The organism is Tenacibaculum litoreum (genome assembly GCF_964513915.1).
In the GTDB taxonomy this organism is placed as follows: Bacteria; Bacteroidota; Bacteroidia; order Flavobacteriales; family Flavobacteriaceae; genus Polaribacter; species Polaribacter litoreum.
The window spans coordinates 164389-188916 of the sequence record NZ_CAZEQS010000001.1; the positions used below are offsets into that span (position 1 = coordinate 164389).

Consider the following 24528-nt stretch of genomic DNA (forward strand, 5'->3'; position numbering starts at 1 on the left):
TTAACTTATATATAGGTTGTTGTTAACAATGTTGTTGAGGGGTGGTGTGTTGTAAACCAAAGAATTAAGTTGTTTTTTATATGTCGTAGTATCTTAATTTGTTGTTAAAACTTAACATTAAGTTAATATTAGCACTAATGAAAAGCAGGATATTTGCACCTGCATTTAATAACAATTAGATTAAAAAATGAAAACATTTAAAAATGTATTACTTGTAGCTTTGTTCTTTGTAACAGCTACAGTTTTAGGTCAAACAAAAATTACTGGTACAGTAGTTGACGAAATGGGGGAACCATTACCAGGAGCTAACGTTGTAGTAAAAGGGACTACAAACGGTTCAGCTACTGATTTTGATGGGAAATTTATACTAAACGCTAGCTCTGAGTCTGGAGCAGTTGTAGTATCGTTTGTTGGATATACCAACAAAACTGTTTCTTTTTCAGGAGCTTCTGATTTAGGAACAATTGCTTTAGAGCCTTCTAACGTGTTAGAAGAAATCGTTGTTACAGCATCAGGGGTAATCGATTTAGCAGAAGATAGAAAAACACCAGTAGCGGTATCTACAGTTAAAGCTGCTGAGATTCAAGAGAAAGCTGGAGCATGGGATTTACCTGAGGTGTTAAAGTCAACTCCGTCGGTTCAAGCTGTTAAAGGGGGGGCTTTTGGTGAAGGTCAAATGTATTTACGTGGTTTTGATCAAACAAATACTGCATTTTTATTAAACGGTCAGCCAATTAATGGTATGGAAGATGGTAAAATGTACTGGTCTAACTGGCAAGGAGTTATGGATGTTGCGAATGCTATTCAGGTACAACGTGGTTTAGGTTCTTCTAAATTAGCAATTTCTTCAGTAGGAGGTACAGTAAATATTGTAACTAAAACAATAGATAGAAAAGAAGGAGGTTTTGTACAACAAATGGTTGGAAACAATGGGTATACTAAATCTACAGTTTCTTATTCAACTGGAGTTAGTGAAAAAGGATGGTCTTTTACGGGGTTATTTGGTCACTGGCAAGGTGATGGGTATGTAGATAACACTCATGGACAAGGACAAACATATTTCCTGTCTGTAGGCTATCAACCAAATGAGAATAACGTTTTCAATTTTATGTTGACTGGTGCCCCACAATGGCATGCAGCAGCAGGTAGAGGAGATGTTAAGGATTTTTTAGAGAATGGAATCCGTTTTAATGACTGGAGTACTCCAGTAGCAAATCATGATAATACTTTAGGTAACACAGGTTTATACCCTGGAGGTAGAAATGTTTACCATAAACCAGTAGCAAACTTAACTTGGGATTGGACAATAAATAATAAATCATCTTTATCTACGGTATTGTATGGGTCTTTAGGTAGAGGAGCATTTATTTCTTTACAAACAGATAGAAATACAGGAGCTGCACTATATGGTAGAGGGTCTAATAATAACCATAACTGGTTTGGATTAGTATCAAATTATAATAATGAATTAAATGAAAATTTAACTTTAAATGTAGGAGCAGATGTAAGAACCTATAATGGTATCCACTTTAGAAGTGCTAACGATTTTATAGGTGTTAATTCTGTTGATGTAAATACAGATCCTACGCGTAGTGATTATAGTACTTTTATAGGAGAACCTTATACTTTAAATAACACTTTTGGAGGAATTAACCCTTGGAGTTTGTTATTCAATTCTAATGATGATCATAGACAACGTTTTGGATATGACTATGAAGAAGTAATAACGTATTATGGACTTTTTGGACAATTAGAATATTCTAAAGATGCTTTATCAGCATTTTTTCAAGGAGCAATATCTAATCAGGATCACGTAAGAGAAGAGTTTTTAAGAACTCAAAATGTTGGACAATCAGATAAATCTGAAACTATTTCAAATTTAGGATATAATTTAAAAGCTGGTTTAGCTTATGAACTTAACGAAAATAATAAGGTGTTTGCTAATGCAGGCTATTATTCTCGTCAACCTTATCACGAAGATTTATTTTTGACTGATAGATTAGCTAACGATTTAGCACCTGGTGTAGACAATCAAAAAATATTAGGTTTAGAAGCTGGTTACCAGTTTAAAAGTGAGTTTGTTTCTGCTAATTTAAATGTTTATAATACTGAATGGAGAAATAGAACAATAAGTAATGTAAACAGAGAAAATTTTGACACTCCAGAATTTAGATCTTTTAAAACACAGGGTGTAACGCAAATCCATAGAGGAGCCGAATTAGAGTTGTTTACTAATCCTCTACCTGGATTAAAAGTAAATGGTTTCTTATCATATGGAGATTGGAAATATGATGGTAATGGGACAGAATATGCATATAATAATACTGGAGCATTAGTAGGAACTTCTGAAGTAAGTGTTGATGGATTTGAAGTTGGTGGAGGAGCACAAACAAATGCAGGTATTTCAGCAGCTTATAAAGTTTTACCTAGCTTAACAGTTGATGCTAACTGGAACTATTATGATAGATTATTCTCTGATGCTCAAATTAAATTTGCACCAGTTGAGTTACCTAGTTATAATTTAACAGATATTGGGATAACTTTTAAGCCTACATTAAAAGAAGGAACTTTCATTAAAGGATTACAGTTTAGAGTTAATGTAAACAACGTGTTTGATACTCTTTATCTTGAGAGATTACAAGAAAGTAGAGCAGCTTCATCTGATCCAGCAGAAAACTGGAATGGCATTAACATTAATAACAGAGGTCGTTTTGGTTACGGAAGAACTTGGAATGCATCTATAAGATTCAATTTCTAATAATTCTGATTAGAAATAAAATATAGAACCACCTCTTTTGAGGTGGTTTTTTTATGCAGAAAATTCAGTATTTTTACACAGACAAAACTTTAAAAATCATGATGAAAACATTACACTCTTATTGGGCATACGTTGTATTAGCAGTTTTAATATTTACGGTGGTAAATGCTATTATAGGATTAGTACAAAAAAAAGAATTTACCCACAAAGAGTTCCGTTTAGGGCTATTCACGTTAATAACAGCTCATATTCAATTGTTAATTGGTTTAGGGTGGTATTTTATGTCTCCTTGGTATAAAGCTCTAAAATCGAATGGAAGTGAGGTTATGGGAGAGCCAATGGCACGCTTATTGGCAGTAGAGCATCCATTAATGATGATTATTGCTATTGTATTAATAACCATAGGATGGTCAAAACATAAAAAACAAGTAAAAAGCGAAGCTAAGTTCAAAACCTTTGCTATCTTTTACGGATTGGCTTTGTTGCTAATTCTCTCAAGAATTCCTTGGAATAATTGGTTTTAAGATAAAATTATAGTCCCGCTTCCGCGGGATTTTCTATTTTTGCGCACTAGTAAAGTTTTAATAATGAAATCAGTATGTTTTAATAACAGGTTTTTAATTATTAAATGACAAGACTAAGCAAATAACAAAACAACTAAATAGAATGAAAATCTTAAGCTATTTACTTTCATCAATCTTTGGATTGGTATTTTTCTCTTTATTGTTAATTTTCCATCCATTACAATGGTTAGGGCTAAAACTTTTTGGTCAAGAAGGACATCAAAAAGTAGTAAACATCATGAATTGGTTTCTTATAAAATCACTTTTAATACTAGGAATTCGTGTTCAATTTGAGAACAAACAAGAGTTACCAGAAAATACCACACTAATTTTTGTGGCAAATCATCAAAGTACATTTGATATTCCGCCAATTATTTGGTATCTTAGGAGACACTACCCAAAATTTGTATCAAAGAAAGAACTAGGAAAAGGAATTCCTAGTATATCTTTTAACCTAAAACACGGAGGTGCTGCTCTAATCGATAGAAAAGACGCTAAACAAGCATTATCTGAATTAGGAAGATTCGCCAAAAGTATTAATAAAAATAAATGGTCTGCAGCGATTTTTCCTGAAGGAACGAGAAGTAGAACCGGAAAACCTAAACCGTTCTCTGTAAACGGGCTTAAAATGATTGTTAAGTACAATCCAGAAGCCTTTGTAGTCCCTATTTCAATTAACAACTCATGGAAAGTATTTAAATACGGAAAATTCCCATTGGGAATTGGAAGTCCGATAAAAATAAGAACTCACAAACCAATAAAAGTAGATAGCTTACCGTTTGATGAGTTAATTGCCAAAGTAGAAACAACTATAAAAAAAGCAATATACTAAACAAAACAAACAACAATAAATATAACCTTTAAATTAAATTATGTCAATACAAAACATTAGAAAGGAAGTAATGCAAACGCTGGAAAAAAACATTGACAGTTTTGTAGACAGATTCTTGATGCCAATAGAAAAAATTTGGCAACCGACCGATTTTTTACCAAACTCACAACAAGATTCTTTTATTGATGAAGTAAAAGAAATTCAAGAGCTCTCAAAAGAGCTTGATGATGATTTTTGGGTGGTTTTGGTAGGAGATACAATTACTGAAGAAGCATTACCAACCTATGAATCTTGGTTGTTAGATTTGGATGGAGTAACCCAACAACCTGATAATGGTTGGGCAAAATGGATTCGTGCTTGGACCGCAGAAGAAAACCGTCACGGAGATGTGTTAAATAAATATTTATACCTTTCAGGAAGAGTAAATATGCGTGAAGTAGAAGTATCTACACAACACTTAATTGCTGACGGATTCGATATTGGTACCGCTACTGATCCGTATAAGAACTTTGTATACACAAGTTTTCAAGAGCTAGCAACTTATATTTCGCACTTAAATGTAGCGAAAATAGCGAAGAAGAAAGGACACAAAGCTTTAGCCAAAATGTCTAGAATCATTGCCGGAGATGAAATGCGTCATCACTTAGCGTATACAGAATTTGTAAAAGAAATTTTTAAAGTAGACCCAAGTGAAATGATGTTGGCGTTTCAACATATGATGAAACACAAAATAGTAATGCCAGCAATGCACTTAAGAGAATCATTTGGTGAAAAAGGAAGTTTATTTGATGATTTCTCAACCGTAGCACAAAGAATAGGTGTATATACAGGTTTTGATTATGTAGATATTATAAAGAAACTAAATGAAGCTTGGGAAATTGACAAAATAACGAACTTAACACCAGAAGCAGAAAAAGCACGTGATTTCTTAATGAAATTACCAGATAGAATGTACCGAATTACTGAACGTATTGTAGTACCTGATACAAAGTTCAATTTTAAATGGATGATTCCTGCATAAAAATAAAAAAGCAACCAATTGGTTGCTTTTTTATTGTAATATAAATCTGTCTCTATCATCCAAAAAGCGAAATCGATTACGGATTTTTGTTTGTGCTTCTATATCTAAATCAACAATCAATATTTCTTCAGTTCCTTGATTATTTTTTGCCAAACAATTTCCTAAAGTATCATAACAAACCGTATTTCCAGTATATTCATAACCGTTAGCGTCTACTCCTACTCTATTCACACCAATGGTATAACTCATATTTTCAATAGCACGTGCTTTTAATAAACCATCCCAAGCTTCAATACGAGGTTTAGGCCAACTGGCTACATATAGCAATAAGTCGTAATTCTTTGTATTTCTAGCCCATACAGGAAAACGTAAATCATAACATATTAACGGACAAATTTTCCATCCTTTGTAATCAACTATAATTCTTTCAGTTCCTGCAGAAAACACTTCATGTTCACCTGCTAGCGTAAATGTATGTTTTTTATCATATGAATCAATTCTCCCTGAAGGGTGCACAAATAATAAACGATTATAAAAATTATCATTTTCATTAATAACAATACTCCCAGTAATAGCAATACTCTTTTCTTGTGCTAAATTTTGCAACCATTGTACTGTTTCGCCTTCCATAGTTTCAGCAATTACAGAAGCATTCATAGTGAAACCAGTAGTAAACATTTCAGGTAAGATAATTAAGTCAATACCTTCAGTTAAATTGTTGATTTTTTCCTCAAATTGTTTTCTGTTTGCTGTTGGATTTTCCCAAATTAAATCCGATTGAATCAAAGCTACTCTTAAGTGATTCGTTGTGTTCATGAATATAGGCTATTTGTACTCTCAAAAATAGGATAAAAATTGTACTTTCGATTCAAGCTAAAACCATTTTATAAAAAATGCAGTCTTTTATTTCAGAAACGTTAGATACTATTTTACAAAACACCAAATCGTTTGAAAATGTTGTGTTTGTATTGCCTTCACAAAGGGCAGGAGTTTTTGTAAAAGAAACGTTTAAAAAGAAAATTTCAGCAGGCTTTTTACCAGAGATTATCAATGTTGGTGATTTTGTTGAAGAAGTCTCTGAAATGAAAAAGATTGATGCAGTTCAGCTCCTTTTTCATTTTTATACCATTTACAAAGAGCAAGAAGAAAATCCAGATTCATTTGATGTATTTTCATCTTGGGCATTTACAGTGTTGCAAGACTTTAATGAAATCGATCAACACTTAATTAACACACGAGAGATATTTGTGTATTTGCGAGATATTCATCGCTTAAGAAAATGGTCAGTAAAAGGAGAGTTTAAAGAAACAGAATTGATGAAAGATCACTTTTCTTTCATGGAAAAGATGAACAAATATTACGATGCTTTTTATGAGTTTTTGATTAAAAATAATATCGGATATCAAGGAGTTTTATACAGAGAGGCAACTAAAAAAACAACAGAGTTCATTGGTAAGAATCAGCACAAGAAATACTTTTTTATAGGGTTTAATGCGTTAAATGCAGCAGAAGAATTACTATTTGAACAATTTTTATTGAATGGAAACGCAGAAGCTTATTGGGATATTGACAGAACATTTTATGAAAGTCAACATCAAGCAGGAAGCTTTTTAAGGAAGTATAAAACTCGTTGGAAATATTATCAGAAGCACCCTATTCAAACGATTAAAGAATGTTTTTCTGAAAAAAAACATATTGAGGTTATTGGAGCTTCAAAAAATATAACACAGATAAAATATGCTGGAGAGATTTTAGCCAAACTTCCTAATTACAACAATACAGCATTGGTTTTGGCAGATGAAACTTTGTTGCCAATTACTTTAAATTCATTGCCCGCAACTGTAAATGCAGTTAATATTACAATGGGGTACCCTTTAAAAGATGTGCCTACTACAAGTTTAGTATTTGCTATTTTCCATCTATTTATCAATCAAGAAAAGTTAGAAAAGAAGAAAGAAAATCTTTTTTATCATAAAGATGTAATTCGATTAGTAAAAGATACCACCATTTATAGATTATTACAGATAGATGAGCAAACCAATATAGCAGATACGCTTTCAGAAGCGATTGCTAAAGAAAATAACACGTTTGTTAGTCAAGAAGAGATTGTAACATTTTTGTCTGTTGTAAGTGAAGAAATAAAGAAAACTATAACGACAATTTTTAATCCGTTAGTATCGATTAGTGAGTTTTTAAACAGAATTATAGAGTTAATCAACTTATTGAAAGAAAATACTAACGAGTTAGAAAAAGAGTACTTATTCCGATTTTACACCGCATTTACTCAGTTACAAAACTTGCATAATGAGTTTGGTTATGTACAAGATTTAAAAACTTTGCATCAATTTTTTAGACAACTAATACAATCGGAAAGTTTATCATTTCAAGGAGAACCGTTACAAGGGTTGCAGTTAATGGGAGTATTAGAAACACGTGTGTTAGATTTTGAAAATGTTATTATAACTTCTGTGAATGAAGGAGTTTTACCTGCCAATCAACAACAAAACACGTTTATTCCTTTTGATGTGAAGATAGAATTTGGTTTGCCAACATATAGGGAAAAAGATGCACTATTTTCATACCACTTTTTCCGATTGTTACAACGTGCTAAGAACATTTACATTTTGTATAACACTGAACATGATGTATTTGGAAGTGGGGAAAAAAGTCGTTTTGTGACACAGTTAGAAATGATGCGAGACGATATTACCGAAAAAATTGTTAGCCCTAAAGTAGTAACGTCACCTGTTCAATTAAAAGAAATTCAAAAGGATGAAAAAGTTCTTGAACGTTTACAAGAATTAGCTCAAAAAGGGATTTCTCCATCAGCATTAACCAATTATTTATACAATCCGATTGCTTTTTATAAACAAAAAATTTTAAAAATAAATGAGTTAGAAGATGTTGAAGAAACAGTGGCAGCAAATACGATGGGAACTGTGGTACACGATACGCTAGAAGAATTGTATAAACCTTTTGAAGGGAAGTTTTTACAATTAGGAGATGTTGAAGATATGCAGAACAAAACCAAAGAACTTGTAACTTTTTATTTTTCGAAGCATTTTAAAAATGGAGATTTAAGTACAGGAAAAAACCGACTAATTTTTGAAGTTGCTAATCGTTTTGTAGAGAATTTCTTAACAAAGGAAAAACAATTATTGAAAGATGAGAATAATCAACTAAAAATAATTGCTACTGAGCAAGAGTTGTCCTCAGAAATAAGAGTTGAGGGAATTGATTTCCCAATAAAAATTAAAGGAATCGTTGATCGAATTGATGAGCTAAATGGTGTAACAAGAATTATTGACTATAAAACAGGAATGGTTGATAGCACAAATTTAAAAGTAATCGACTTTGAGGTGATACGAGATTTAAAATACCATAAAGCTATTCAGGTGATGCTATATGCTTTTTTATATACGCAACACACACAATTTAATTTTGAAAAGTCTCTTGAAGCAGGAATTATTTCGTTTAAAAACTTAAAAAGTGGGTTTTTACAAATGAATTTCTCATCCAATTACCGAAAACCTGATAATGCAATCACACAAGAGAAATTAGAAGAATTTATGGCTGAAATAAAAATCTTGTTAACAGAATTGTACAATCCGACAATTAGTTTTGTTGAGCCAGCAGATTTGCCATACTAAATATCTAGGTAAATGATATTCCAGTTATGATTATTACTCCTGTAGGTTTTTAAAGTTTTAAAACCAATTGCTTTATGTGCATTCATAGAACGAATGTTTTTTTCGTCTACTTCAGTAATAATAGAACTGTATATTCCAGTGAACTCTTCTTTCATTTTTGCATACAAACCTCTAAAAACACCATTACCTCGATAATTCCTGTCTATACAAACCTGTCCCATTAAAATATAAGGTTTCTTACCTTGTAAAGTAGTATCAATCTCATCAAACATAGGAACGAGAATAGGGATGTCATTTCTGAAAACTTTAGACATTGATAAAGCATACCCAACAACATTACCATTACTTTTTGCGATGATATGCGGGTGTATCTCGTTCATTTTTTTCAATAATTCAAAATCATGACGAACCGTAACAAAACCTTGTTCTTTTTTATCAATTTCTGATAAACTTTCAGGTAAATTTTGTTGTTGTAGCTCTAATATTTGAAGCAGTTCTGTTGGGTTGGTTGTGGTAGTGAACTCAAGCATAGTTTTAAAAATAGTGGAGCATATCGGAGTCGAACCGATGACCTTTTGACTGCCAGTCAAACGCTCTAGCCAACTGAGCTAATGCCCCATTGTAAAATTTCTCACACTCATTTTACTTTGTTAGAAATAACTTCATTCCAAATATAATATTTTTAAGGATGTGCATTTACCCAAACTTCACCATCTTCAAAAAATTCTTTCTTCCAAATAGGGACTGTTTCTTTTAAGGTATCTATAGCATATTGGCAAGCTTCAAAAGCAGCTTTTCTATGTGGAGAAGAAACAGTAATAATAACAGGGATATCACCAATGGTTAACAAACCTTCTGCATGGTGAATGGCTATTTTGGTTACTCCAAATTTTTCCAAAGCCGCATCCGCAATTTTTTGCATTTCCTTAATAGCCATTGGCTTGTAAGTAGAAAAATCTAGTTGAGTTACTTCTTTGTTTTGTGTAGCATTTCTTACAGTACCTACAAAAACAGCAATCCCACCACAAGAAGGATCAGCCACAAAATCGTAACATTCTTGTAAGTTGAGTTTTTCTGAAGTTATTTTTATAGATGTTGTGTTCATATTGGTATGTAAGTTTAACAAAGATATAAGATTGAAAGCTTAAAAAGAATAGAAACCAATCAGATTTAAATAATTATTTTTGTTTGCTGAAACAGAACACAACTTAAAATGAAAACATTGAACGATTTCAATTTCGAAAATAAAAAAGCATTAATTCGTGTAGATTTTAATGTGCCTTTAAACGATAGTTTTGAAGTAACAGACGATACAAGAATTCAAGCAGCAAAACCAACGATTATAAAAATATTAGAAGATGGAGGAAGCTGTGTGTTAATGTCACATTTAGGGCGTCCGAAAGGCAAAGAAGATCAGTTTTCGTTACGCCATATTGTTAGTAAAGTAACAGAAGTGTTAGGTGTACAAGTGAAGTTTGTTGATGATTGTGTTGGTTCAGCTGTTGAAGAAGCTGTTGTAAACTTAAAAAACGGAGAAGTTTTACTATTAGAAAACTTACGTTTTTACTCAGAAGAAAAAGCAGGAGATGTTGCTTTTGCTGAACAATTATCTAAATGGGGAGACGTGTATGTAAATGATGCTTTTGGTACTGCACACAGAGCACATGCATCTACTGCAATTATTGCACAATTTTTTCCAGAAAATAAGTGTTTCGGAAATTTATTAGCAACTGAGATTGAAAGCATTGATAAAGTATTAAACAATTCAGAAAAACCTGTAACCGCTATTTTAGGAGGAGCAAAAGTATCGTCTAAAATAGGAGTGATTGAAAATATTATTGAGAAAGTAGATCATATCATTGTAGGTGGTGGTATGACGTTTACGTTCATCAAAGCTTTAGGAGGTAAGATAGGAAACTCATTAGTTGAAGAGGATAAATTAGAGTTAGCGTTAGAAATTTTAGCGAAAGCAAAAGAAAATAATACAGAAATTCATTTACCAGTAGATGCTGTTATTGCAGATGCTTTTTCAAATGATGCTAATACGCAAATGGTAGATACTAATGAAATTCCTGATGGATGGATGGGATTAGATTGCGGACCTAAAACTGTTGAAAAATTTGCCGAAGTTATCGCAAAATCTAAAACTATTTTATGGAACGGACCTTTAGGTGTTTTTGAAATGGAAAAGTTTGCACAAGGAACTATTGGTTTAGGAAATGCAATTGCAGAAGCTACTAAGAATGGTGCATTCTCGTTAGTTGGAGGAGGAGATTCAGTTGCAGCGGTAAAACAATTTGGATTTGCTGATAAAGTGAGTTATGTTTCTACAGGTGGAGGAGCGATGCTAGAAATGCTAGAAGGACAAACCTTACCAGGAATTGAAGCAATTTTGAGATAAGGAAATTGCTAGTAGTAGAAAAAGAAAATAGAATGAGATATTGGTTTTACAATGATAATAACTTTATTGTTGTTACAGATGAATCTATATATGTAGGGAAAACAAAGAAATATATAAAGTCTGAATTGATTTCAGGTTTTGAAAAAGGAGACATTCTAGAAGGTGTTTTTAGTATTCCTTTCTCATATATTAAAAGCATAGAAAATCCAGAAGAGTCAAGTACAATAACTGTTTTTTATGGAGGTAATTCTGAAGAGGAAATCATTATAAATAATAAAGAGGTTAAGAGTCAGATATTTCTTTATTTAAGAGAAAAGTTATCTGAGTTTAGTTATTCTAAAGAGAAACCAAAAGTAATTAAGTTTGTAAAGCCTCAGATTTTTTCCATATTATTTTCCACAGGAATATTTTTATGGATATTCTATTTAGCTAGAGAAATTGAGAAAGGTTACCAGTATGAGATTGTTGGAGGAAGACAAGGCTTAAGCGGATTGGTCTTAGGGTTAGCTCAATTTGGAACTATTAAGGTTTTATTAGGATACTTTTTAGTTCTATCAATAGCAATAATAGCATTAACAAGAAAATTAAAGAAAAGAACTTTGACGGAGTTTTTAATAAGATAAATACCTGTTAAATGAGTATTTAATCCAGCTTATTGCAGGATTTCTTTTATATAAACTTTAAGAAGTGGATATTCTAAAAACCTTGTATTTTTACAAGAATAACAAATGATAATTAATTTATGAAATACACAACACTACCCAATACCGATGTAAAAGTTTCAAAAATTTGTTTAGGAACGATGACATGGGGTAGACAGAATACGGAAGCAGAAGGCCATGAACAAATGGATTATGCCTTAGAACAAGGGGTAAACTTTTTTGATACTGCGGAATTGTATTCTGTACCTGCTACTCCAGAAACATATGGTGCTACAGAAAAAATCATAGGTTCTTGGTTCAAGAAAACAGGAAACAGAGATAAAGTAGTGTTGGCATCTAAAATAGCAGGCGCAGGAGATTACACAGCTCATATTAGAACAGGTGGTTTCAATAGAAAGAATATAAGTGAAGCCATTGAAGGTAGCTTAAAACGTTTACAAACAGATTATATTGATTTATATCAATTGCATTGGCCAGATCGTGGGGTAAACTGTTTTGGAGTACGTGATTATCCTTATAAAACTTCTGCGAAAGAAGCTGAAAAACATTTAGAGATTTTAGAGACGCTGAATGATTTTGTGAAACAAGGAAAGATTAAACATATTGGTTTGTCTAACGAAACACCTTGGGGAACGATGAAGTACTTACAAACAGCAGAACAACACGGCTTACCAAGAATGGTTACGATTCAAAATTCATACTCATTAATTCATAGAGGATATGAAGTGGGAATGTCTGAGGTTTCTATGAGAGAAAATATAGGTTTGTTAGCTTATTCCCCATTAGCGCAAGGAGTATTAACAGGAAAATATATTGATGGAAAAACTCCAGAAGGAGCAAGAGGAACATTATTTCCAAGGTTTATAGCTAGATATAAAAATGAAGGTTCAGAAAGAGCGGTTTTAGAGTATCAAAAAATAGCAAATAAACACGGATTGACGTTAACAGAATTATCATTAGCGTACATCAATCAGTTACCATTTGTAACGAGTAACATTATTGGAGCTACTAAAATAAGTCAGTTAAAAGAGAATATCAATTCTATCAATATAGAATTATCTGATGATATTTTAGAAGAAATAGAAGCGGTACACAAAGTAATTCCTAATCCAGCACCATAGTTGGGTTAAAAATAAAAAAGAAAGTCGCCTGAAAAATATTTTTCAGGCGACTTTTATATCAATACTAACAAACACAGTGAGACCAATCTAAATCATATCTTAGTAGCTGGTGCTGTATATAATCATCTCTATTTTCTGGTCTAGTAGAGTTGCAGAAGTCGTTACAATCAAGAAATGCTCTACCTCCTTTAATTTGGTGTTGATCTTCTCTGTTTAATCTTTTTCCTAGATTTAAAATTTGTTTTTTCATAATGATAACGATTTAATTAATTTGATTAAATCCTTGAACATTTTATAGACACTCAAGGTTTATGTCTATTTTCTCGCGAAAGAATTTTAATGAGCTTAAAAATACTGTTTTTATTAAAAAAAATCACGAAATCAGTGATTTAATTCTGTTGGAGTGTCGTTTTGATAGGGTAATAAAGGAAATTATTATAAAAATGAAAGGTTTTTAAAGGAGCAAAAAAAAAATCCAAAGTAAAACTTACTTCGGGTTTTTTAATTTTTTGTTTAAACTATTCTTTTACAATTTTAAAAGAAGAAGCTTTGAACTTACCATCTTCAATTTTTCCAGTAACCTCGGCTTTTCTAATAACATTACAAAAACCAATATTCTTATCATGGGCATCACCATAATCATCTATGTGAGCACCTTCAATAAAATAGGCTTGTCCATCTACTTTTACAGCTAAATCACATCCATGTTGGCTGTCTAAACCAAACTTACATTGACCGCACGAAGCTTCTACTATTTGTGTTTTTTCTTTTGGAGTACTACAGGCAACGATTCCTAAGAATACTAAAATTAATATTTTTTTCATGCTGTGAATTTATGAAAATAAGCATAAAAAACCCAGAATAAATTTATTCTGGGTTTGATTAATTATAGTATTTAAACCTCCTAGCTCTCTTCTTCACCAACAAGTTCTCCTTGTGTGGTCACAGAGCCAGTAGTTGCGTTTCCGTAGACAGGGGTTTCATTTCTTAGAATATCAATTACTCTTGCGAAATTATCTGCTGTCATATATGGAGTTTCTTGTCTTTTCCCCTGAAATGTCGTAAAGTAAAACTTACCCAAATCAATTTTAGGATCCCATAAAGCCTGATAGCCTTTCAATTTTGTCCATCCTGTTGTTCCTTGTGCATAATGTGGCATAATATGTTAGTTTGAGTTAATAGTAATGTAAAACTATCAAAAAACACAGCCAACAAGGGTTATCTATTTCCCGTTTTTAGTGGGGACATACTCCTTATTTTTTAAGGATGAAACAACTTGTTTATCAAAAAGAATATAATTTAATATCCTATTTTACCTCGAACTCTTTGTAGCACATCTTTAGCTATTATACGAGCTTTTTCTGCCCCTACAGCCAAAGCTTCATCAATTTCATGACGGTTTTCCATATAGTGGCTGTACTTTGCGCGTACATCAGCAAATTTATCTACAATTAATTCATAAAGAGCTTGTTTTGCGTGTCCGTATCCATAACCTCCATTTTCATAATTAGCACGCATTTCAGCAATTTGTTTTTCCGAAGCTAATAACTTATATAGAGCAAAAACATTATCGGTATCTGGATCTTTTGAGTCTTCTAAAGCTTTACTATCAGTTTGAATTCCCATAATTTGTTTACGTAACTTCTTGTCTGGAAGGAAAATATTGATGAAATTATTCCTTGATTTACTCATTTTTTCACCATCAATACCTGGAACTAATTTGGTGTCTTCGTTTATTTTTGCTTGAGGCGGAACTAAGGTTTCACCAACTATGTTGTTAAATCTGTTAGCAACATCACGCGTCATTTCTAAATGTTGTAACTGATCTTTTCCTACCGGAACAATTTCAGCATCATACAATAAAATATCCGCAGCCATTAACATTGGATACGTAAATAACCCAGCGTTTACATCAGCCAAACGATCAGCTTTATCTTTAAAACCATGAGCTAAGGTTAAACGTTGGTATGGAAAAAAGCAGCTTAAATACCAAGTTAACTCAGTAACTTCAGGAATATCACTTTGGCGATAAAATACTGTTTTATTAATGTCAATACCACAGGCAAGCCAAGTAGCCGCAACACTATAGGTGTTTTCTCGCAATTCGTTTCCGTCTTTAATCTGTGTTAAAGAGTGCATGTCGGCAATAAAAATAAACGATTCGTTTTTAGAATCATTCGCCATTTCAATTGCAGGTAAAATTGCTCCTAATAAATTCCCTAAATGTGGGGTTCCTGTACTTTGTACTCCTGTTAAAATTCTTGACATAAGTCTGTTTTGAAATGTTTTTAAATAAGTGCTTGCTTAAGTGAGCAAAAATAAGCTTAAAATTTATCAAACAAAAGAAATTACTACATTCGCATATTAGGGGAACCTTGATGCTAAACTTTTTTGATAAAAGAAGTACAAGGTTAGTTAGTTGATTATAATTTAGAAGAATTGAAGTATATATTTTTTCCTATTCGTTTTATTTGGCGTGTTTGGTTCTACACACTAATCGTAGTATCAATATTAATAATGGCGCCTTTTATGCTGATTTTAACTTCAGATGAAAAATATTACCCAGTTTTTTGGAAGGTAGTAAGAGCATGGGCTTATTTTTTAATTTATGGAATGGGTTTTCGATTAAAAGTTGAAAAAGAGCAAGAAATAGATCGGAACAAAAGTTATATGTTTTGTGCTAACCATGCGTCGTTTATAGATCCATGGATTCTAATAGCTATGAGTAAAAATCCAATAGTTTTTGTAGGGAAGAAAGAATTGGCAAAATTTCCAATTTTTGGTTTTTTTTACAAAAAAGTGGTTATTGTAGTTGATAGAAGCGATTTAGAAAGTAGAAAAAAAGTATATGAAGAAGCTCACAAAAGATTAAAAAATGGAACTAGTGTTGCAATTTTTCCAGAAGGATTAGTGCCTGCTGAAAATGTTGTTTTGGCGCCTTTTAAAAATGGAGCATTTAGTTTAGCAATAGAACATCAAATACCTATTGTTCCTCAAGTGTATTATGATGGAAAACGTTTGTTTTCTTGGGATTTTTTTAAAGGAGCCCCTGGAACACTTAGAGTAAAACAATGTGAGTTTATTGAAACAGAGAATCTAGTTATTGGAGACAAGAAAAAACTTAAAGAGCAAACATATAATGTAATATACAATGAATTGATAAATGATGAGTTGTATATGAAAGATACTAACCGACCTAACAATGAGCGAGAATTTAAATCACTTTTATAGCGAAAAAGAAGAAAAGTTAAATATACTTACTCACGGATTTGGATTGTTGTTAAGTGTTATAGCCTTTCCTTTTTTAGTGAAAAAATCCCTTGACTATCATGCTTTTTGGAAAATAGCTAGTTTTTGTATTTACGGATTAAGTATGATAATTCTTTATGCAGCATCTACTTTTTATCATGCAGCTAAAGAACCTAAACTTAGGCGAAGACTTAACATTTTAGACCATGCAGCTATTTATGTATTAATTGCCGGAACATATACCCCATTTTGTTTAGTTGTATTACCACCAAAACTAGGTTGGTATATGTTTATTTTTGTTTGGCTATTTGCTATTACAGGGGTTATACTAAAGCTTTTTTTTACAGGACGGTTTGACAAACTATCAACAGCGTTGTATTTATTAATGGGATGGCAAGTTGTTTTTGTAATTAAACCTTTAATGGAAAATTTATCAGATAAAGGCCTGTTATATCTTTTTCTTGGTGGAGTTTTTTATACCGTTGGAGCTATTTTCTATTCCTTAAAAAAAATGAAATATAGCCACGCAACCTTTCATGTTTTTGTGCTGCTAGGAAGTTTGAGTCATTTTTTAGCTGTTTTTTACGTGGTTTAATTGTGTTTTATTATTAAAAAAAATGGAATAACTATAAAATTAAGGTTAAAATAATGTCAATAGATAATTTTTTACCTGCATTGGTTAGTATTGTATTGATTTGATTTGTTTTATAACTGTAGGTTTGTTTTTAAGTAATTTAAAATCAAACAATTATGAAACAAAAAAACTATTTTGTTACCCTTCTTCTTTTTGTTGTTTTTCTGTGTTGAAGCTGTGCTGGCTCAAGACTGTAAAGTTACAAGTGAAAATCAAAAGGTATTTTTAAAATACCCAGAATCAAAAAAAGAATTTGACAAGTTTAATAACTACACAAAAAATGTAGTTAGAAAAAAACAGACTTCGCTTTTTAATAAAGCTGGAGAGACCTATACCATTCCGGTGGTTGTACATGTTTATGGCTCAGTTCAACATGGACTAACTGTAACGTATGATAAAATAAAAGTTGCATTAGATAAACTGAATGAGGATTTCAACGGACTTAATGATGACTTCAATACTGTTGATCCTGTTTTTTCAGGAAGACGAGGTACTCTAAGTATTCGATTTGCTTTGGCAAAAATAGATCCTAATGGAGGAAGTACCAATGGTGTAGTATTTCATCCAGAAAAAGCAGGGTATGGAAACGGCTCAGGTCATGATGCACAAATAGCAGTAGATGCTTGGGATAACTATAAGTATATGAACGTGTACATTATGGGAGATTTGTATGCAGATGGGAGTGCAACAAACTCAGGTGTTGCTTGGTATCCAAATACTTCAATGTCTAATAATAACACTGCTAGAGTGGTCTATAACGGGCGTTACATTCACGGAAATACGAATAAAGAATTTGCTTCAGTATTAACGCATGAGTTTGGTCATTGGTTAAACCTTATACACACGTTTGAAGGTGGATGTAATGATCCAAATGGTGATTATGTGGACGATACTCCAAAAGAAGATTCTAATTCTGGAGATGATGGTTGTACGGTTGGAGCAAGTGATTGTGGTAATTTAATTAACTATGAAAATTACATGGGATATGATGCTGCTGCTGGTTGTGGAAAAATGTTTACACAAGGGCAAATAAATAGAATGTTAACTGCATTGCAGCACCCAGCTCGTAAACCATTGTGGCAATCTGAAAACTTAACAGCTACAGGAGTAAATTTAAATGGTGGATCTCTGATAGTAGATTCTACTACAGTAGAAGAAACACTGTCAAATGATGGTTCAATAGTTGATGAGGCTAAAAACATATCTATAGAAGGAACAACTTTCTCAGTTTCTTCAGGGAATTTAATTTCTGGAACTCATTTTGATGCCAACCTGCCCCAAGGTTTGTCAGTTCAAATAACAGCACTTAATAATAAAACGCTAAGTGTGAAATTTACAGGACAAGCAACAAACCACTCTGAATTAAATAATACAACAGGTTCTGTTATATTTAAAGATGCTGTAATTTCAGGAGGAACGTCCTCTCTAAACTCTAATAAAGTAACGTTTAATTTCTCTTTTTACGATCCTTACAAAGTGGTGTATTTTGATAATCAAGATTACACAGCAGATTCAGGAAATACCTGGACGTTTTTTACAATAGAGGGCGCTAGTAATAATAGATTTGGAACTTTTTATGAGAATAACTCATTGATATTAGAAACATATAAAAAAGCATTAGTGTGCCAATCTGGAACTAGAAATGTGAAACCAATTGAGGTGAATACAGTGATTGATCAACAAAGTTCTTGGGTTGATGGAGGAGCATATCCCGATTTGCATGTAATTAGAAATGCTAATTACTCTTCTTGGGATGGTAAAACTGCTTACATAGGGTTTCAATTAGAGTTATATCCAGGAAAAACGAATTACGGTTGGTTTAGAATTAGTGTTAATAACAATGGTACTTCATATAGTTTACTAGATTATGCATATAGCACTCAGCCTTTTGGAGCCATCAAAGCAGGAAGTAAGGTTTGGGATGGAAATACTGGAGCTACATGTAACGATGGAATCCAAAATGGAGATGAAACAGGTGTGGATTGTGGTGGTTCATGTGAACCTTGTACCGTAATATATTGTGATTCTAACGGAAAGAGTGTAAATGATGAATTCATAAGTAAAGTTGAATTAAATACCATTAGCAATAGTTCATCAGGATCAAGTGGTGGATATACAGATTATACATCCATGATATCAACTAAACTATCAAAAGAAGGTGATTATTCAATAACCATAACACCGAGCTGGACTAGTACTGTTTATTCTGAAGGATATAGTGTTTGGATTGATTACAATCAAGATGGTGATTTTACAGATGCAGGAGAACAAGTTTGGACTAAAACAGCTTCAAAAGATACTTCGGTAACAGGACAGTTTACTGTGCCTAATTCAGCAGTTTTAGGAGATACTAGAATGAGAGTGTCTATGAAATATAATGGTGTTCCAACATCTTGTGAATCATTTAATTATGGTGAAGTTGAAGATTATAAAATAACGATAAATGGAGACTTTCTTCCAACTTGTGATGACGGAATTCAAAATGGAGATGAAACAGGAGTTGATTGTGGCGGTAGCTGTACACCATGTAATGGGAATGATGAAATAGTATATGTAGATATTCCAGACCTAGCCGTGAGTGATAGTAATACGTGGGAGTTTTTCAGAATTGAAGTAGGAGACGATGCAGATTATGGAGCATGGTACACTAGCAATTCTGTGCGATTAGAAACATATAACAAAGAAATTGTTTGTGAAGGAACAACAAGTAATGTGTCCTATTTAGCGGAAGGTGTTTCTGTTGGAGCATCAAGTAATTTTGTGACAAGTTCTAGCCCTTATACGGTTAGCTCGTCCAATTATACGTCGTGGAATGGAAAGACTGGTTTCATTGGATTTACTTTTAAAATAAAAGGGAATATACATTATGGATGGTTTCACATTGCGGTAGCAAATGATGGACAATCTTATACATTAACAGATTACGCCTACAACAAAACAGCAAACTTGCCAATTACAACTGTGACAAGAAGTGGAGTTGTAGGGCCTAACGATGAAAAGTCAAATAATAATGGAGTTATCTCTGCAATACCCAATCCATTTGTGTCACAAACAAAAATTGATGTTTCTAGTATTTTAAAAGATGGAGCTATTCGATTAGAGGTGTATGATTTATTGGGAAGATTTATACATAGTAAAGAGGTTCAATCACCTTCTACATTTATACGAATAGATGATGGTGTGTTAAAGAATCAAGGAATGTACTTATTAAAAATACAATCAGGAAAACAAGTAAAAACTCTTAGTATTCTAAAAAAATAAGAAGAGAGTTTTATTAGGGGAGTAAAAGCTGTTTGGAAGATTTTCAAACAGCTTTTTACCATTTATTATAGGGTAGTTTACTTAAGTTGGAGTTGTAGTATTTGGCAATTCCAGTAACTTCTTCACCTAACCATTCAGGTTTTGAAAAATGTTCGTTTTCATCTTCTAACTCCACTTCGGCAATAAGTAAACCGTTATTGTCTCCTAAAAATTCATCTACTTCAAAAGTGTGATTGTCAATGTTTACTAAGTATCGATACTTTTCAATAATACCTTTTTCACATAAATTAAAAAGACTTTCGGCTTCATTTTTATCAATCTCTTTTTCCCATTCAAAACGAGTTGTTCCATTAGCGTTTGATGCTCCTTTAATAGTTAAAAAACCAGTATCATCTTTTAAACGAACTCGTACAACTCTTTCTTTATTTGAATTTAGAAATCCTTGTTTTATATAGTTTTTTTGAAAAGCTTCTTGTTTAAAATCAGTAGATTTTACCAAGAATTTTCGTTCTATTTCTGTTGTCATGCTAAAGGAATCATTTTTACACGAATGTACTATTTTTGTTGATATTATTGGTATATCTTTGATTAATGATTTTAATAGATAAACTTAATTAAATGGCGGTAATTACTACAAAAGCCATCGTTTTGAGCTCTCTTAAATATGGAGATACTAGTTTAGTTGTAAAATGTTTTACTTTACAAGAAGGGGTAAAATCGTATATGGTAAAAGGAATATTAAAATCAAAAAAAGGAAAGTTAAAGCCTGCACATTTTCAACCATTAACGCAATTAAACCTTACAGCAAACCACAGCAACAAAAGTTCGTTGCATTCTATTAAGGAAGTACAAGTTATACATCCATTTGAAACTATTTATACTTCTGTAGTTAAGCAAACAATCGTGTTATTTTTATCTGAAGTGTTATCGTATATTCTACAAGAAGAGGAAGAAAATAATTCTTTATACAGTTATATTGAAACATCTTTGATTTGGTTAGATACGCATGATGAGGTTGCAAATTTTCACTTGTTGTTTTTATTAAACTTATCTAGATATCTTGGTTTCTATCCAGATACTACCAATATTGATAAGGCAGCATTTAATTTATTAGAAGGAGGTTTTACAGACACTGAATATGAAAAACTAACGATTTCAGGAAAAGAAATAATGTTATTTAAAAGCCTATTAGGCATAAATTTTGATGAGATTAATTCGATTTCTTATTCAAAAAAAGAAAGACAAATTATTCTCCGAATTATAGTTCAGTATTATGAATTACATTTGGAGGGATTTAGAAAGCCTAAATCATTAGATGTTTTAGAAACTGTATTTAATTAATATGAAACACAGAATTACTGTATTTTTTTTACTATTTGTTACCACAATTTTTTCTCAAACAATTACTGTTATTGATGCTGAAACAGGTAAGCCTGTAGAGGCTGTTGCTGTTTTTAATAAAAGCAAAACAACGTCAGCTATAAGTGATGAGTTAGGGAAAATTGATATTTCTGATTTTAGAGAAAATGAGTTACTTACGTTTACACATGTATCTTATGCTGAATATCAAGAAAAAAAATCAGTAATAAAAAGGAATAACTATCATGTTTATTTATCAAAAAATTCAGAGCAGTTAGATGAGGTAGTTGTTTCGGTTTTTAAAAATAGAGAAAAAACCAACCGCATTGCTGAGCAAATAGCGGTAGTATCTTCAAAAGAAATAGAAAAACTATCACCACAAACATCAGCAGATTTATTAGCAAGTGTTCCTGGAATTAAAGTTCAGAAATCACAGTTTGGAGGAGGAAGCCCTGTTTTACGTGGAATGGAAAGTAATCGAGTACTTTTAGTGGTTGATGGTGTTCGTATGAACAATGCTATTTATAGAAAAGGACACTTACAAAACTCAATAACAGTAGCTCCTAACTTATTAGATAGAACAGAAGTCGTTTTTGGACCATCATCTGTAATTTATGGTTCAGACGCATTAGGGGGAGTGATTCATTATTATACTAAAACTCCAAAACTATCGGAAAAAGAAAACGAAATTAAAGGAAATACTTTTTTACGATACAGCTCAGCAAATAATGAAGTAACTAATGTGGTTTCTGCTGAATTAAGATTTAAAAAATGGGCATCTTTTACAAGTATAGCTCATAGTAATTTCGGAGATTTAAAGATGGGAGAAAACCGTTCACATGGTTTTGAAAATTGGGGAAAAGTACCTTTTTACTCCAACAATACTAATACTTTTTATAACGATTCACCAGTAGTTAATTCTAACCAGAACTTACAAAGAAACACAGGTTACAGTCAAACTGATGTATTGCAAAAGTTTTATGTACCTTTTTCAAAAAACACAGATTTTAAATTAAATATTCAATACTCAACATCTTCTAATATACCTCGTTTTGACAAGTTAATGGAATTGAAAAAAGGAAGTTTAAAGTTTGCAGAATGGTATTATGGGCCACAAGAACGTTTGTTAATATCTCCGCAGTTAATTATCAATCCAAAGAAAAAATGGATGGATAATGGTACAATTACTTTAGCGTACCAAAAGATAAAAGAAAGTCGCATTCAGCGAAAGTTTGGAAGTTTAGATAGATCTTACAGAGAAGAAAAAGTTGATGTTTTTAGTTTGAATGGAGATTTTACAGTTCCGCTAGCAGAAAATAGAAATTTAGGATACGGAATTGAAATAGCATATAATGATGTAGCGTCAAACTCTCACGGAAAAACATTACGCGTTAATGGCAATAGCATAGTTGGTTTTGATGGTGATTTTGTAGTTCAGTCTCGTTACCCTGATGGAGGAAGCAGTTATTTGAGCTCTGCTTTTTATGTAGATTACCGTCAAGATATCAATAGTAAATCAACGTTAAATACAGGTATAAGAGGAACAAATACAGTATTAAAAGCAAAATGGTTAGATGAAACTTTTATTGATATTCCTCAAAATGATATTCAATTAGATAACCAATCGCTAACAGCAACTATAGGTTATGTATACAAGCCTAATAAAACTTGGCAATTAAATACAGTATTATCTTCTGGTTTCAGATCACCAAATATTGATGATGTAGGAAAGATAAGAGAGAAAAATGGAAAGGTGACGATACCAAACATAAGATTAAAGCCTGAACACGCATATAATGCTGAAATTGGAGCTCAAAAATACTTTAATAATAGAAAGTTTAGAGTTGGGGCAAATGTGTATTATACCTTGTTGAATAACTACATTTACAGAGAGAATTTTGAATTGAATGGAAGCTCAACTATTGAGTATGATGGAGAAGAAGGAACTATTGTTGCTAATGTAAATAAAGGAACAGCTTATGTTACGGGAGCTACGGTAAGTTATCAAGGTAAACTGCATAAAAACTGGAATACTTCTGGGTTTATTACTTACACGTATGGTAAAGCTTATGATACAAATGAACCTTTATCATCCATTCCGCCGTTGTTTGGTCGTTTTGATTTGAGTTATGTAAACAAAAAGTTTGAAGGCGGAGCTAACTTAGTTTTTAATGCAAAGAAAGATATTTCAGACTATAATATAACTGAAGGTATTGATAACCATGAACAAACACCAGTTGTTAATGCTAATGCAGCTGAAGATGTTGATAAATACTACGGAAGCCCTAGTTGGATGACTGTCGGATTGTATGGTAAATTTCAGTTCACAAAAAACATAGCTTTACAAGCACAATTGTCTAACTTATTTGACGAGCACTATAAAGAATTTGCTTCAGGAGTTTCAGCTGCAGGACGTAATATTTCAGTATCTTTGCTAACCAATTTTTAAGTAAAAAATCAAATGATTAATTTTTTCAGATTAGTAAGTTTATTGGAAGGGATATCTTATATTTTATTACTTTTTATAGCTGTTCCAATTAAATATTTACAAGGAAATCCAGAGTATGTTAAAATGCTGGGTATGCCCCACGGATTATTGTTTGTTGGGTATATTGTATTAGCTATTATGTTAAAGTACGAGTTAAACTGGAACGGTAAAACTTTCGGAATTGTTAGCTTACTTTCTATCTTACCTTTCGGAACATTTTTCGTTGGCAGATACTTAAAAAAGGCAGAAGCTTAATATTTTTTATTTTGTAGTAAATTGATGAATTATCCTCCGCTTACCGGTGGAATAATTGCCACTACATCATTTTCTTGTATGAGCATATCGTCTGTAGCATAACTTTCGTTAATAGCTACAGCATACGAGCTCATTTTTTGTAACTCGGGGAATTCTGCTAAAAGAAATTCTTTAAAACTAGCAACAGAACTTTTGTTAGGTAGTTCAATTTCTAAAGAAGAACTATCAACCAAGTCTGTGGCCATACCAAAAAATAGAATGCTTATTTTCATAT

At 32.2% G+C, this 24528-nt stretch carries 23 protein-coding genes and 1 tRNA gene; 14 read left to right on the forward strand and 10 right to left on the reverse strand.

The features are described 5' to 3' along the window. Positions 1–187: 187 nt before the first annotated feature. The 4 genes from ACKTTR_RS00710 to ACKTTR_RS00725 all read left to right on the forward strand — a co-directional run bounded on the left by ACKTTR_RS00710 (position 188) and on the right by ACKTTR_RS00725 (position 5174). Complete coding sequence (locus tag ACKTTR_RS00710; protein ID WP_408026056.1) at positions 188–2758, forward strand: TonB-dependent receptor; 2571 nt, start codon at positions 188–190, stop codon at positions 2756–2758. A gap of 101 nt (positions 2759–2859) precedes the next feature. Then, positions 2860–3282 (forward strand): hypothetical protein, encoded by a 423-nt coding sequence (locus tag ACKTTR_RS00715; protein WP_408026137.1) that lies wholly within the window; start codon positions 2860–2862, stop codon positions 3280–3282. Between the two features lie 142 nt (positions 3283–3424). Further along, positions 3425–4153, forward strand: coding sequence for a lysophospholipid acyltransferase family protein (locus ACKTTR_RS00720; RefSeq protein WP_408026057.1), 729 nt, complete (start codon positions 3425–3427; stop codon positions 4151–4153). Between the two features lie 40 nt (positions 4154–4193). Next, entirely contained in the window at positions 4194–5174 is a 981-nt protein-coding gene (locus tag ACKTTR_RS00725) for an acyl-ACP desaturase (protein ID WP_408026058.1), read from the forward strand. Between the two features lie 30 nt (positions 5175–5204). On the opposite strand, the gene ACKTTR_RS00730 is transcribed toward ACKTTR_RS00725, so the two are convergent. Next, positions 5205–5990 (reverse strand): amidohydrolase, encoded by a 786-nt coding sequence (locus tag ACKTTR_RS00730; protein ID WP_408026059.1) that lies wholly within the window; start codon positions 5988–5990, stop codon positions 5205–5207. Between the two features lie 77 nt (positions 5991–6067). On the opposite strand from ACKTTR_RS00730, the gene ACKTTR_RS00735 reads away from it, so the two are divergent. Then, a complete protein-coding gene (locus tag ACKTTR_RS00735; protein WP_408026060.1) occupies positions 6068–8824 on the forward strand; it encodes a PD-(D/E)XK nuclease family protein in 2757 nt (918 codons plus the stop codon). Here the strand turns inward: ACKTTR_RS00735 and ACKTTR_RS00740 are convergent. From ACKTTR_RS00740 to ACKTTR_RS00750, 3 genes are all read right to left on the reverse strand, one after another. Next, entirely contained in the window at positions 8821–9354 is a 534-nt protein-coding gene (locus tag ACKTTR_RS00740) for a GNAT family N-acetyltransferase (protein WP_408026061.1), read from the reverse strand. The genes ACKTTR_RS00735 and ACKTTR_RS00740 overlap by 4 nt on opposite strands. A gap of 14 nt (positions 9355–9368) precedes the next feature. Further along, a tRNA-Ala gene (locus ACKTTR_RS00745) sits at positions 9369–9442 on the reverse strand. Between the two features lie 64 nt (positions 9443–9506). Beyond that, complete coding sequence (locus tag ACKTTR_RS00750) at positions 9507–9929, reverse strand: molybdenum cofactor biosynthesis protein MoaE (protein ID WP_408026062.1); 423 nt, start codon at positions 9927–9929, stop codon at positions 9507–9509. Positions 9930–10037: 108 nt separating this feature from the next. Between ACKTTR_RS00750 and ACKTTR_RS00755 the strand changes: the two genes are divergently transcribed. The 3 genes from ACKTTR_RS00755 to ACKTTR_RS00765 all read left to right on the forward strand — a co-directional run bounded on the left by ACKTTR_RS00755 (position 10038) and on the right by ACKTTR_RS00765 (position 13008). Continuing rightward, entirely contained in the window at positions 10038–11225 is a 1188-nt protein-coding gene (locus ACKTTR_RS00755) for a phosphoglycerate kinase (protein WP_408026063.1), read from the forward strand. 32 nt (positions 11226–11257) lie between these two features. Continuing rightward, a complete protein-coding gene (locus ACKTTR_RS00760) occupies positions 11258–11848 on the forward strand; it encodes a hypothetical protein (protein ID WP_408026064.1) in 591 nt (196 codons plus the stop codon). 119 nt (positions 11849–11967) lie between these two features. Next, positions 11968–13008, forward strand: coding sequence for an NADP(H)-dependent aldo-keto reductase (locus ACKTTR_RS00765; RefSeq protein ID WP_408026065.1), 1041 nt, complete (start codon positions 11968–11970; stop codon positions 13006–13008). Positions 13009–13072: 64 nt separating this feature from the next. On the opposite strand, the gene ACKTTR_RS00770 is transcribed toward ACKTTR_RS00765, so the two are convergent. The 4 genes from ACKTTR_RS00770 to trpS all read right to left on the reverse strand — a co-directional run bounded on the left by ACKTTR_RS00770 (position 13073) and on the right by trpS (position 15276). Then, positions 13073–13258, reverse strand: a complete 186-nt coding sequence (locus tag ACKTTR_RS00770) for a hypothetical protein (RefSeq protein WP_408026066.1) — start codon at positions 13256–13258, stop codon at positions 13073–13075. 268 nt (positions 13259–13526) lie between these two features. Continuing rightward, a complete protein-coding gene (locus ACKTTR_RS00775; RefSeq protein WP_408026067.1) occupies positions 13527–13832 on the reverse strand; it encodes a DUF6370 family protein in 306 nt (101 codons plus the stop codon). Positions 13833–13912: 80 nt separating this feature from the next. Next, a complete protein-coding gene (locus ACKTTR_RS00780) occupies positions 13913–14167 on the reverse strand; it encodes a hypothetical protein (protein ID WP_115899774.1) in 255 nt (84 codons plus the stop codon). A 140-nt stretch (positions 14168–14307) separates the two neighbouring features. Continuing rightward, on the reverse strand, positions 14308–15276 hold the full coding sequence (trpS, locus tag ACKTTR_RS00785; RefSeq protein ID WP_408026068.1) for a tryptophan--tRNA ligase: 969 nt from the start codon (positions 15274–15276) through the stop codon (positions 14308–14310). A gap of 249 nt (positions 15277–15525) precedes the next feature. On the opposite strand from trpS, the gene ACKTTR_RS00790 reads away from it, so the two are divergent. The 3 genes from ACKTTR_RS00790 to ACKTTR_RS00800 all read left to right on the forward strand — a co-directional run bounded on the left by ACKTTR_RS00790 (position 15526) and on the right by ACKTTR_RS00800 (position 20152). Continuing rightward, complete coding sequence (locus ACKTTR_RS00790; protein WP_408026138.1) at positions 15526–16239, forward strand: lysophospholipid acyltransferase family protein; 714 nt, start codon at positions 15526–15528, stop codon at positions 16237–16239. Beyond that, complete coding sequence (gene trhA / locus ACKTTR_RS00795; protein ID WP_408026069.1) at positions 16211–16852, forward strand: PAQR family membrane homeostasis protein TrhA; 642 nt, start codon at positions 16211–16213, stop codon at positions 16850–16852. The genes ACKTTR_RS00790 and trhA overlap by 29 nt, the downstream gene beginning before the upstream one ends. Before the next feature lie 174 nt (positions 16853–17026). Continuing rightward, the gene (locus tag ACKTTR_RS00800) at positions 17027–20152 is read left to right on the forward strand and encodes a M43 family zinc metalloprotease (RefSeq protein ID WP_408026070.1); all 3126 of its coding nucleotides are present in this window, start codon (positions 17027–17029) and stop codon (positions 20150–20152) included. A gap of 55 nt (positions 20153–20207) precedes the next feature. Here the strand turns inward: ACKTTR_RS00800 and ACKTTR_RS00805 are convergent, their stop codons facing one another. Continuing rightward, positions 20208–20678, reverse strand: coding sequence for a CYTH domain-containing protein (locus tag ACKTTR_RS00805; RefSeq protein WP_408026071.1), 471 nt, complete (start codon positions 20676–20678; stop codon positions 20208–20210). A 92-nt stretch (positions 20679–20770) separates the two neighbouring features. On the opposite strand from ACKTTR_RS00805, the gene recO reads away from it, so the two are divergent. From recO to ACKTTR_RS00820, 3 genes are read left to right on the forward strand one after another with little or no spacing between them, the layout of a single operon-like run. Continuing rightward, a complete protein-coding gene (gene recO, locus ACKTTR_RS00810) occupies positions 20771–21493 on the forward strand; it encodes a DNA repair protein RecO (protein WP_408026072.1) in 723 nt (240 codons plus the stop codon). Position 21494: 1 nt separating this feature from the next. After that, on the forward strand, positions 21495–23960 hold the full coding sequence (locus ACKTTR_RS00815) for a TonB-dependent receptor (protein ID WP_408026073.1): 2466 nt from the start codon (positions 21495–21497) through the stop codon (positions 23958–23960). Between the two features lie 12 nt (positions 23961–23972). After that, the gene (locus ACKTTR_RS00820) at positions 23973–24254 is read left to right on the forward strand and encodes a DUF3817 domain-containing protein (protein ID WP_408026074.1); all 282 of its coding nucleotides are present in this window, start codon (positions 23973–23975) and stop codon (positions 24252–24254) included. 29 nt (positions 24255–24283) lie between these two features. Here ACKTTR_RS00820 and moaD read toward each other — a convergent pair whose 3' ends face one another. Then, positions 24284–24526: a molybdopterin converting factor subunit 1 gene (gene moaD, locus ACKTTR_RS00825; protein ID WP_408026075.1), complete on the reverse strand. Its 243-nt coding sequence runs from the start codon at positions 24524–24526 to the stop codon at positions 24284–24286. Positions 24527–24528 lie beyond the last annotated feature (2 nt).